Raw genomic sequence first — 11,514 nt, forward strand, 5'->3', positions numbered from 1 at the left:
TCCCTATTTGCTTAAATTAGTGTTTATACCTTCTAAAGAACCTTCAGTAATCACTACTTTGTTTGCGTTTAACAAACCGTATGTGTTAATTTCTGAAACTTTAATTACTTTAGAATTTTTCAAATTACGTGATGATAAATACACATTTGTATTATCACTACCTAAAACAAATAAAGACTTTTTAGTATCTAATTCTAACGCTTTTAAAACGTTTAAAAAGTTTTTAGTTTTTGGATTTTCAAAGTTAAAATCTTCAACTACTACTAAATTCTCATCATTTGCTTGAATACTTAAAGCAGACTTACGTGCTAAACGCTTTAAGTTTTTATTCAATTTAAAAGAATAATTTCTTGGTCTTGGTCCGAACATACGTCCACCACCTCTAAAAACACCAGACTTGATAGAACCTGCTCTTGCAGTACCAGTTCCTTTTTGTTTTTTTATCTTTCTTGTAGAACCAGCAATTTCTGCTCTTTCTTTAGACTTATGCGTACCTTGACGTTGATTTGCCAAGTATTGCTTAACATCTAAATAAATAGCATGATCATTAGGCTCAATACCGAATACATCTTTAGAAAGCTCAACCTTTCTACCTGTATCTTTTCCTGTAATATCTAAAACAGCTACTTTCATTATTTCTGAATAGTTACAAAAGCATTTTTGTGTCCAGGAACAGCTCCTTTAACAACAAGTAAGTTCTTTTCAGCAACTACTTTTAATACTCTTAAGTTTTGTACTTTCACTTTATCTCCACCCATTCTACCTGCCATACGCATTCCTTTGAATACTCTTGCAGGATAAGATGCAGCACCAATAGAACCCGGAGCTCTTAAACGATTATGCTGACCATGCGTAGCTTGACCAACTCCAGCAAATCCATGACGTTTTACAACACCCTGAAAACCCTTACCTTTAGAAACACCAGAAACATCTACAAACTCACCTTCTTCAAAGTGATCTACAGATATAGAATCTCCTAATTTATACTCACCTTCAAACCCTTGAAATTCAACGACTTTTTTCTTTGCAGTGGTGCCAGCTTTTTTAAAGTGACCGTCTAACGCTTTGTTAGAGCTCTTCGCCTTCTTGTCATCGAAACCAAGTTGTAACGCATTGTAGCCGTCAACCTCTTCGGTTCTGACTTGGGTAACAACGCAAGGACCGGCTTCGATAACTGTACAAGGAATATTCTTCCCGTTTTCATCAAATAAGCTGGTCATTCCAATTTTTCTTCCTATTAACCCAGACATTTAGTTAAAATTTTAGACGAATAGATATTTATCCAGCGCGTCTATATTAATAATTATTTTTTTTTGAAACAAATGTTTCAGTACACATCCTTATAATTTCATAAAAAAAAACAGCGCAAACAAATTCAACGCTGATTTTGTTTTTTTCCGTTTTTCCTTCGCGAAACGCTCCGGACATGTCACTATTAGTGATGATTACATCAAAAATAGCAGTTCCCTACTCTATTTCGGGTTGCAAAAGTATAAAAAACTTTCGGTTTAACAAAATTAAACCGAAAGTTAATGTTTTACTTAAACTTTGATCTCAACTTCAACCCCACTTGGTAACTCAAGTTTCATTAAAGCATCAATAGTTTTCGAAGAAGAACTATATATGTCTAACAACCTTTTGTAAGCAGCTAATTGAAATTGCTCTCTAGATTTTTTGTTTACGTGTGGAGAACGTAAAACTGTAAAAATCTTTTTATGTGTTGGCAAAGGTATTGGTCCGTTTACAACAGCACCAGTACTTTTTACCGTCTTAACGATTTTCTCAGCAGATTTATCTACTAAATTATAATCGTAAGACTTTAATTTTATTCTAATTTTTTGACTCATCTTATATTCTTTAGTCGATTAACCTTTAGATTTTGCTATAACTTCTTCAGATACATTAGAAGGAGTTTCAGCATAATGTGAAAATTCCATAGTAGAAGTTGCTCTACCAGAAGACATAGTTCTTAAAGCTGTAACATAACCAAACATTTCTGATAGTGGTACTAACGCTTTTACAACTTTTGCTCCGTTACGATCACTCATATCGTTTACTTGTCCTCTTCTTCTATTTAAATCACCAACGATATCTCCCATGTTCTCCTCTGGAGTTAACACTTCTAATTTCATTAATGGCTCCATAATTTTAGCTTTAGCAGCTTTAGCAGCAGCTTTAAAACCTAATTTTGCAGCTAACTCAAAAGAAAGTTGATCAGAATCCACTGCGTGGAAAGAACCATCCTTTAAAGTTACTTTCATAGAATCCATTTCGTATCCAGCTAATGGTCCGTTTTTCATAGCTTCTTTAAATCCTTTCTCTATAGAAGGTACAAATTCCTTAGGAACATTACCACCTTTAATTATAGATTCAAAAACTAATCCTTGAACGCCTTCTTCTGCAGGCTCCATAGTAAATACTATATCAGCAAATTTACCACGACCACCAGATTGTTTCTTATAAACTTCTCTATGATCTGCAGATGCTGTAATAGCTTCTTTATACTCTACTTGAGGTTGACCTTGGTTAACTTCAACTTTAAACTCACGTTTTAAACGATCTACAATTACATCTAAATGTAATTCTCCCATTCCTGAGATAATAGTTTGACCAGAAGCTTCATCAGAACGAACAGTAAATGTTGGATCTTCTTCAGCTAGCTTACCTAAACCAATACCTAACCTATCAACATCTGCTTTAGTTTTAGGCTCAACAGCAATACCAATTACTGGGTCTGGAAAGTCCATAGATTCTAAAACAATTGGATGCTCTTGAGAAGATAAAGTATCTCCTGTTTTGATAGATTTAAAACCTACTGCCGCACCAATATCTCCAGCTTCAATAAAATCAATTGCATTCTGCTTGTTAGCATGCATTTGATAGATACGTGAAATACGTTCTTTTTTACCTGAACGGTTATTTAAAACATAAGAACCAGCATCTAAACGACCAGAATATGCTCTAAAAAATGCTAAACGACCAACAAAAGGGTCTGTAGCAATTTTAAATGCTAAAGCAGCAAAAGGTTCATCTACACTTGGCTTACGTAATTCTTCTTGTTGTGTCTCTGGGTTTACACCTACAATACCATCTTTATCAGTTGGAGAAGGCAAATAACGACAAACAGCATCTAATAAGAACTGAACTCCTTTATTTTTAAACGCAGAACCACAAATCATAGGAATGATTGCCATGTCCATTACAGCAGCTCTAAGTGCAGCATGCACTTCTTCTTCTGTAATAGATTCTTCATCTTCCATGAATTTTTCTAAAAGATTCTCATCATAACTTGCTACTTCTTCAATTAAAAGCGCACGATACTTACGAGCTTCTTCTTTCATATCCTCAGGAATTTCAATAACATCGAAAGTTGCTCCTTGAGTTTCATCATGCCACACAATTGCACGATTCTTAACTAAATCTATAATACCTTTAAACTCATCCTCGTCACCAATATTTAAAACGATTGGCACCGCATTTGACTTTAACATATCTTTTACTTGCTGACAAACTCCTAAAAAGTCTGAACCTTGACGGTCCATTTTGTTAACAAAACCAATTCTTGGAACTTTATAGTTATCTGCTAATCTCCAGTTAGTTTCAGATTGAGGCTCTACACCATCAACAGCTGAAAATAAGAAAACTAAACCATCTAAAACACGTAATGACCTATTTACTTCTACAGTAAAATCAACGTGTCCTGGAGTATCAATAATATTAAAGTGATATCCTTTTGTTTCTGGAGTTTTTTCTCCGTTTTCTATTGGAAAGTTCCACGTACAAGTAGTAGCAGCAGAAGTAATTGTAATACCTCTTTCTTGCTCCTGCTCCATCCAGTCCATTGTTGCTGCACCATCATGTACTTCTCCAATTTTGTGAGAAACACCTGTATAATACAATACTCGTTCTGTTGTTGTAGTTTTTCCAGCATCAATATGTGCTGCAATTCCAATATTTCTTGTAAATTTTAAATCTCTAGCCATTTCTATTAAAATCTGAAGTGAGAGAAAGCTTTATTTGCTTCTGCCATTTTATGAGTATCCGTACGTTTTTTAACAGCAGCTCCTTCTTCTTTAGCCGCAGCTAAAATTTCAGCAGCTAAGCGCTGTGCCATTGTTTTCTCATTTCTTTTACGAGTGTACAAAATCATCCACTTAATAGCCATAGAAACCTTACGGTCTGGTCTAATTTGCATTGGTATCTGAAACGTAGCACCACCAACACGACGAGATCTTACTTCTACGTGAGGCATTACATTTGATAAACCATCTTTCCAAATTTCTAAAGCTGTTTTTTCTTCTTCACCTTTTCTTTCTTCTACGATATCTAACGCATCATAAAATACCTTAAAAGCTACTGACTTCTTACCATCCCACATCAAGTTATTCACGAAACGTGTTACTAACTGATCATTAAACTTTGGATCCGGTAATAAGACTCTTTTTTTTGCTGCTCTTTTTCTCATGTCTTTACATTAAAAAAGTTACTAATTTACTTTTTTGGGCGTTTTGCTCCATACTTAGATCTACGTTGGGTTCTACCCTCAACACCTGCAGTATCTAATGCACCACGTACTACGTGATATTTAACTCCTGGCAAATCTTTTACCCTTCCACCTCTAACTAATACTATCGAGTGCTCCTGTAAGTTATGTCCTTCTCCTGGAATGTATGCGTTTATCTCATTACCATTTGTCAATCTAACTCTGGCAACTTTACGCATTGCTGAATTAGGTTTCTTTGGTGTTGTAGTATAAACACGAGTACAAACTCCACGTCTTTGAGGACAAGACGACAAAGCAGCCGATTTACTCTTCTTAGTTATTTTGGTTCTTCCTTTACGAACTAATTGTTGAATAGTTGGCATACTAAATAATTACTGTTTTTCGTTTATAATTAAACATTATCTCTTTTTTAAGAGTCCGCAAATGTACAACTAATTTCTAATTATTCAAATATCAGTGAGTTATTTTTAAAAAAACATTTTTTTAGGAGAACCATTATCAGTAAAACTTATACATTTGACAACAACTAACCTTATCATTATTAATGTCTTTTAAAAAAACATTTTTTGTAATTCTCTGCACATTTCTTTTGAACTTCACAGTAAAAGCACAAGACTATGAATTGAAAATTAGATCAGTAAATAAAAAAGAAGATAAAATCTTAAATAAAATAAATTATTTGAGAAAATTTCAAGATTCTACAATAATATCAAAAGAATTAAAAAAAATCGAAAAAGAATTACAAAAAAAAGGATACTACACCTACATGATTGACAGTGTAAAAAAACAAAATAAAATTTTTAACATTTACATAAGTCTAAATAAAAAGGTAAACAATATCATCATATCTTTTTCGAAACTAAATTCCGCAACATTAAAAGTGTTAAAATTACCCAACACTTCAGCAATTGTTCAAAGCAATAAAATTGAAGAGTACCTTAATAAGTTATCCTTAAAATTAGAGCAAAATGGTTTAAGTTTCTCAAAAATTTATTTAGAAGATTATACAACATCAAATAAAACAATAAAAACTTCCTTAGTAATAAGAAACTTAAAAGAAAGAAAAATAAACAATACGATAATAAAAGGTTATGAAAATTTTCCAACAAAATACATAAACAACCATTACAATATCAATACTAAAACGATTTACAACAATAAATTATTAAACATAATAAGCAAAAACACGAAATCTTTAAGATTTATTAAAGAAATTAAAAAACCAGAAATACTTTTCACAAAAGACTCTACCTTATTATATATATATTTAAAAAAATTAAATAAAAGTAGTTTTGATGGATTGATAAATTTTGCAAACAACGAAAATGGTAAAATAAAATTTAATGGCTATTTAGAATTAAATCTATTAAACATTATTAACAAAGGAGAAGAAATAAATCTTGAATGGAAAAGTTTAAATAATGACAGAAGTGAATTTTCTTTAAATTTTATTAATCCTTATATTTTCAATTCAAAAATATCACCAGAAATAAAATTTAACATATACAGACAAGATTCAACATTCACAAATACGAGGTTTGAAACTAATTTAAAATACAAATTATCTGAATTTTCAAAAATATCAGTTAACTACACCACAGAATCTTCAACAGAAATTATTAAAACCGACAATATAGAAACATTTAATAATAATTTCTTCGGATTTGGTTATGAATTTACAGTTCCAAATTACGATGAATTCAATTCTTATAAATTTTCGCTTTTAATAAACCCTTCCATTGGAAAAAGGAAAACAAAAACAGAAAACACATCACAAATTAAAATTGAATCTAGAATTAGTTATTTATTTAATTTAAACAATAGAAACAAAATATATCTTCAAAACAATATGGGCTTTTTAAATTCTGAAAATTACGTTAACAACGAAATATTTAGAATCGGAGGTAAAAATACGATAAGAGGAGTTAATGAGAAAAGCATATTTACTGAAAATTATATAACACAAAATATAGAATACAGATACCTAACTAAAAAAGACGCTTACTTGTACACAATATCTGATTTAGGAATAATCTATAATAAAAAAAATAATGAGAAATTACTTGGTATTGGAATAGGTTATTTATTTAACACAAATAAATCCAAAATTAACTTTTCCATAACAACCTTATTAAAAAAGAAACCTCTGTCAACCCCTGAAAACACTCAGCTCACAATAAATTGGATAAATTATCTATAATGAAACATCAATTTTAACAATAAAAATTAACAATTTTTAACCATTTCATTGTTTTATTAATAAAATATTTAGATATTTGGCCTAATTAATTCAAATCAAATAAATAATGAAAACAAAGTTAAAGGGGATTTTAACGCTATTACTGGCGTTTGTTGTGCAAATAAGTTTTGCACAAGAAAAAACAGTTTCTGGAACAGTCTCGGATGCTACGGGATCACTACCTGGAGTAAGCATTCTTATTAAAGGGACCACTAAAGGAACTGAAACTGATTTCAATGGTAAATTTACTATTAAAGCTAATAACGGAGACGTATTAAGCTTTAGTTATGTAGGGTACAAAACCATTGAAAAAACAATCGGATCATCAAATACAGTTAATGTAACTATGATTGAAGATGCTAGTGTACTAGACGAAATTGTAGTAACTGCATTAGGTATTAAAAGAGACAAAAAGTCTATTGGTTTTGCTCAACAATCTGTTAAACCAGAAAACTTAGTGAGATCAAGAGAAACAGATGTCAACAACGCATTAGCAGGTAGAGTTGCTGGTGTACAGGCAGTAGGAGCTCCTTCTGCAGGTTTTGGTAATTCTGGAATAAGATTAAGAGGTAACTCTAACGTATTATACATTGTAGATAATGTAAAAATTAGCTCTACATCTGACATTAACACAGATGATATTGCTGATTTATCTGTTTTAAAAGGTTCAGCAGCAACTGCATTATACGGGCCTGAAGGAATAAATGGTGTAGTTATTATTACTACAAAGTCTGCAAAAAGTGGTGAAAGTGTTGTTACATTAAACCATAGTACGGCAATGGAAAATGTTTACATTTTACCAGAATACCAAAATGAATACGGTGGTGGTTACTCTCAAGAATTTAATACATTTAATTATGACCCTTCTAGACATCCAGCTTCGTGGGCTTCTTTTAATGGTCAAAAAATGGTTGAATATTATGCTGATGAGAGCTGGGGTCCAAAATTAGATGGACAAATGGTTCGTCATTGGGATTCTTGGATTCAGGGAGATCCTGAATTTGGTAAATTAAGAGCTTTTGAAGCTAACCCAAATAACATTCAAGACTTTTTTGACACAGGTATTATCAACAACACCTCTGTAAGTTTTGCTAAAGGTGGTGATGACTACAATGTAAGAGTTGGTTTAACAAATATTGACAGAAATAGTGTTTTCCCTAATTCTAAAAGAAAACAAGTACAAGCTACAATTAATGCGAGTTTAGATATTACAGACAAGTTAACTGCATATGCTAACTTCAACTATCAAGATAGAAGAACTAATAACTTTCCAGACAATGGTTATGGAAATGTAGTTTCTAACTTAAACCAATGGTGGCAACGTCAACTAGACATGGACAGAGTAAGAAATTACGAAAGAAATGGACAATTTGTATCTTGGAATATTAATAGTCCAACAAACTCAGCACCATTATATTGGGATTCTCCATTTTTTGAAACTAATGAAAACTTAAACTTTCAAACAAAAAATGCAATATATGGTAAGATTGGATTAAAATATGAAGTTAATGAAAACTTAAACATGAGTTTAGATTTAAGAAAAACATTTAACTCTTATGAATATAACAATAGAACTGCTTTTGGTAGCTTAGGAGGACAAACATTACCTTCATACAGTGAGACTGAAAACATGGACTACAGAGAAGAACTTTTTGGTATTGTAAATTACTCTAAAGATTTAAATGAAGATTTTGATATTACAGCATCTGCAGGTTTCGAATTATCTACAATAGGGTCTGAGAGATTAAGCGGTAGCACAGTAGGTGGATTAAATACTTTAGGTTTTTACAGCTTAAGCACTTCTGTTGATAGGCCTACTGTTAATAACTCATCGTCTAAATTCAAGTCTAAATCAATATTTGTAAAAGGTTCTGTAGGGTACAAAGATATATTATTCTTAGATGGATTCACAAGATTTGATTGGGGATCATCTGCATATTCTGAAGAAAATAGAATTGAAACATATGGAGGATCTTTGAGTTTCATCTTCTCTAAATTAATTCCACAAAATGACTTTTTAAGATTTGGAAAATTAAGAATGAGTGCAGCCCAGGCTCCTAAATTCCCTTCTCCATACCAACTATCTGCTGTATATGGAATCGGTACTCCTTACGGAAGCACAGGTACTTTATCAGCTCAAGGAACATTTGCTAACCCTTTCTTACAAGGTGGTGTTCGTAAAGACTATGAAATAGGTACAGAATTAAGATTATTTAACAGTAGATTAGGTGTAGATTTTGCATACTTTTAAAAAGTAGATGAAGAATTACCTGTATCTGTTACTTTAGATGGATCTACAGGTTATACAAGTACACTTAAAAATGATGGTAAACAAACATACAGTGGTATAGAAGTTGCTTTAAATTATGATATAATAAAAAAAGAAGATATTGCTTGGGATGCAACTTTAAGTTTTGCAACTTTAGAAAGAAGAGTTGATAAAATTTCTGAAGGTATTGATGTAAATGTGCTGTCAAGTACTTGGAGAGGTATTCAATTACAAGAAAGAGTTGGAGAAGAATGGGGAGCAATATACGGTAGAGCATATAGAAGAGATGCAGATGGTAACAAAATATTAACTGCTTCTGGAGCTCCAATTTATGATACAAACCAATATTTAGGTAATGTTTTACCAGATTTTACTGGAGGATTTTCAAATAACATCCGTTACAAAAACTTTAATTTAGGTTTTGATATTGACTTTCAAAAAGGAGGAAAAGTATTTTCTGTAACTAGAATGTTTAATAACTATTCAGGTTTAGGTATTGAAACTGTTGGTAACAACAATTTAGGAAACCCTGTAAGAAACGCTGTTGCTGACGGTGGTGGTGTATTAATAGAAGGAGTTGATGAAACTTCTGGTGCACCTGTATCTTACAATATTGAATCTAGCACATACTGGGGACGTTTATTCGCTTTACATGAAAGATGGTTATACGACGCTTCTTATGTTAAATTAAGAACAGTTCGTTTAGACTATGATTTACCTAATAATATTTTAGAAAAAACTCCTTTCAAAACATTAAACCTAGGTGTTTTTGCAAACAACGTATGGTTAATTCACTCAGCTTTACCAGGGTTAGACCCTTCTGAAATTGAAACAAGAAATGGAGTAAATTGGACTGAAGGTGGACAATTACCAAACGTTAGAACCGTTGGTGTTAACGTAAGAATGTCATTTTAATTAAAAAATAAATTAAGAAATGAAAAAAATTAACAAAATAAAAACCCTTATTCTTGCTGTAGCAGTTTCATTTACAGCATGTGATACAGTGGATTTTGGTGACACTAACCAAAACCCAAATAACCCGAGTACTCCAGTAACAGCATCTTTATTAGCAAATGTTCAAAGAGGAACAAGTGGTTATATAGCTAGCACTACATCAAATTTATACGTTCAATATTTGTCAAACGGTCAATATGATGAAGAATCACGCTATCAAACACTAAATTGGAGCCCTGATGGATCATATGCCCTATTAGAAGACTTACGTCAAATTATTGAAATAAATTCTAATGATGATACTAAAATAGCTGCTCAAGCATATGGTTCAAATGGAAATCAAATTGCTGCTGCCTCAATTTTAAGAGTATACATTATGCATGGGATGACAGATAGATGGGGATATTTACCATATTCAGAAGCTCTAGATGTTTCTAACAACATCTACCCAGCATATGATTCTCAAGAAGCTATTTATGATGGCCTTTTTAATGAATTAGACGCTGCATTAGCTTCTATTGATGGTGGCAATGGTCCTGATAGTGATATTTATTTCGGAGGAGATATGGATAGATGGAGAACTTTTGCTAATACCATTAAAATGGTAATGGGATTAAGACTTTCTAAAGCAGATCCTGCGAAAGGTCAAGTTAAATTTAATGAAGCATTATCTGGAGTAATATCTTCAAATGATGAAAACATTAAATACACATACCTATCAGAAGATTCTAACGATAATCCTTGGCAAGATAGATTTGAGTCAAGAAAAGACTACCTAATGAGTGATGTTTTTGTTGATAAATTAATTGGTACAGGAACAAATACCTTACCAGAAGATCCGAGATTAGCTAAGTTTGCAGAACCTGCAACTACTTCAGCTACATTTGTTGGAGCACCTTATGGAGCTTCAAACTCTGCAACAGCAAATTATTCTTTCATTACAAGTGATATTATTAATAATAGCGAAGCACCTTTAATGATTTATACTTATTCTGAAGTTTTATTTGCTAGAGCCGAAGCTGCTGCTAAAGGTTGGACAACTGAAGATCCAGCTACATTATACAACCAAGCAGTTACTGCTAGTATGGAACAATGGGGAGTTAACTCAGCGGATGCAACAGTATATTTAACTGCAAACCCATACACTGGAATTGAGGATATTGCATATGAAAAATATGTATCTTTATTTTTTCAAGGATATAATAGTTGGGCTGAATGGAGAAGATTCAAAGCTGAAGGTAATGATGGAAGAATAGCATTAGTTGCTCCAGCAAACTTATTATCAAATGCTACAGACATTCCTCAAAGACACGGTTACTCTGCAACCGCAGGTGCATTAAATGAAGAAAACTACAACGCAGCTGTTAGCGCTCAAGGTGCTGATAATCTTGACACTAAACTATGGTTATTTAAATAATCATTGTTATTATTTTATAGAGAAGCACTCAATCTACTTAGATTGAGTGCTTTTTTTTTGGAAAAACAATAAATTATACTTTCAATATTTTATGTTAAAAAATTGTTTTATTAAGATAATTTTAAGACTTT

The 11,514-nt window shown here is 32.0% G+C and carries 10 protein-coding genes; 4 read left to right on the forward strand and 6 right to left on the reverse strand.

What is annotated here, in order from left to right:
- Positions 1-3: 3 nt before the first annotated feature.
- The 6 genes from rplD to rpsL form a co-directional block, all read right to left on the reverse strand.
- Positions 4-633, reverse strand: coding sequence for a 50S ribosomal protein L4 (gene rplD / locus BXQ17_RS06495; protein WP_077809836.1), 630 nt, complete (start codon positions 631-633; stop codon positions 4-6).
- A complete protein-coding gene (rplC, locus tag BXQ17_RS06500) occupies positions 633-1,250 on the reverse strand; it encodes a 50S ribosomal protein L3 (RefSeq protein WP_077809837.1) in 618 nt (205 codons plus the stop codon). The genes rplD and rplC overlap by 1 nt, the downstream gene beginning before the upstream one ends.
- 291 nt (positions 1,251-1,541) lie before the next feature.
- Entirely contained in the window at positions 1,542-1,847 is a 306-nt protein-coding gene (gene rpsJ, locus BXQ17_RS06505; RefSeq protein WP_068363283.1) for a 30S ribosomal protein S10, read from the reverse strand.
- A gap of 18 nt (positions 1,848-1,865) precedes the next feature.
- On the reverse strand, positions 1,866-3,983 hold the full coding sequence (fusA, locus tag BXQ17_RS06510; RefSeq protein WP_077809838.1) for an elongation factor G: 2,118 nt from the start codon (positions 3,981-3,983) through the stop codon (positions 1,866-1,868).
- A 5-nt stretch (positions 3,984-3,988) separates the two neighbouring features.
- Positions 3,989-4,465, reverse strand: coding sequence for a 30S ribosomal protein S7 (gene rpsG / locus BXQ17_RS06515; protein WP_077809839.1), 477 nt, complete (start codon positions 4,463-4,465; stop codon positions 3,989-3,991).
- A 26-nt stretch (positions 4,466-4,491) separates the two neighbouring features.
- Positions 4,492-4,866, reverse strand: a complete 375-nt coding sequence (gene rpsL, locus BXQ17_RS06520; protein WP_018943587.1) for a 30S ribosomal protein S12 — start codon at positions 4,864-4,866, stop codon at positions 4,492-4,494.
- 182 nt (positions 4,867-5,048) lie between these two features.
- Between rpsL and BXQ17_RS06525 the strand changes: the two genes are divergently transcribed.
- From BXQ17_RS06525 to BXQ17_RS06535, 4 genes are all read left to right on the forward strand, one after another.
- Positions 5,049-6,704: a ShlB/FhaC/HecB family hemolysin secretion/activation protein gene (locus BXQ17_RS06525; RefSeq protein ID WP_149025871.1), complete on the forward strand. Its 1,656-nt coding sequence runs from the start codon at positions 5,049-5,051 to the stop codon at positions 6,702-6,704.
- Between the two features lie 106 nt (positions 6,705-6,810).
- Entirely contained in the window at positions 6,811-8,994 is a 2,184-nt protein-coding gene (locus tag BXQ17_RS06530; RefSeq protein WP_254712414.1) for a carboxypeptidase-like regulatory domain-containing protein, read from the forward strand.
- 216 nt (positions 8,995-9,210) lie between these two features.
- Positions 9,211-9,927, forward strand: a complete 717-nt coding sequence (locus BXQ17_RS14625; protein ID WP_254712415.1) for a hypothetical protein — start codon at positions 9,211-9,213, stop codon at positions 9,925-9,927.
- Between the two features lie 19 nt (positions 9,928-9,946).
- Complete coding sequence (locus tag BXQ17_RS06535) at positions 9,947-11,383, forward strand: SusD/RagB family nutrient-binding outer membrane lipoprotein (protein ID WP_077809841.1); 1,437 nt, start codon at positions 9,947-9,949, stop codon at positions 11,381-11,383.
- Positions 11,384-11,514 lie beyond the last annotated feature (131 nt).

The sequence above is a fragment of the Polaribacter sp. BM10 genome, from assembly GCF_002005425.1.
In the GTDB taxonomy this organism is placed as follows: domain Bacteria; phylum Bacteroidota; class Bacteroidia; order Flavobacteriales; family Flavobacteriaceae; genus Polaribacter; species Polaribacter marinaquae.

Excerpts from the sequence above, each read along its gene's own strand:
- rplD (WP_077809836.1), bottom strand. The coding sequence starts at position 633 with ATGAAAGTAGCTGTTTTAGATATTACAGGAAAAGATACAGGTAGAAAG.
- rplC (WP_077809837.1), bottom strand. The coding sequence starts at position 1,250 with ATGTCTGGGTTAATAGGAAGAAAAATTGGAATGACCAGCTTATTTGAT.
- rpsJ (WP_068363283.1), bottom strand. The coding sequence starts at position 1,847 with ATGAGTCAAAAAATTAGAATAAAATTAAAGTCTTACGATTATAATTTA.
- fusA (WP_077809838.1), bottom strand. The coding sequence starts at position 3,983 with ATGGCTAGAGATTTAAAATTTACAAGAAATATTGGAATTGCAGCACAT.
- rpsG (WP_077809839.1), bottom strand. The coding sequence starts at position 4,465 with ATGAGAAAAAGAGCAGCAAAAAAAAGAGTCTTATTACCGGATCCAAAG.
- rpsL (WP_018943587.1), bottom strand. The coding sequence starts at position 4,866 with ATGCCAACTATTCAACAATTAGTTCGTAAAGGAAGAACCAAAATAACT.
- BXQ17_RS06525 (WP_149025871.1), top strand. The coding sequence starts at position 5,049 with ATGTCTTTTAAAAAAACATTTTTTGTAATTCTCTGCACATTTCTTTTG.
- BXQ17_RS06530 (WP_254712414.1), top strand. The coding sequence starts at position 6,811 with ATGAAAACAAAGTTAAAGGGGATTTTAACGCTATTACTGGCGTTTGTT.
- BXQ17_RS06535 (WP_077809841.1), top strand. The coding sequence starts at position 9,947 with ATGAAAAAAATTAACAAAATAAAAACCCTTATTCTTGCTGTAGCAGTT.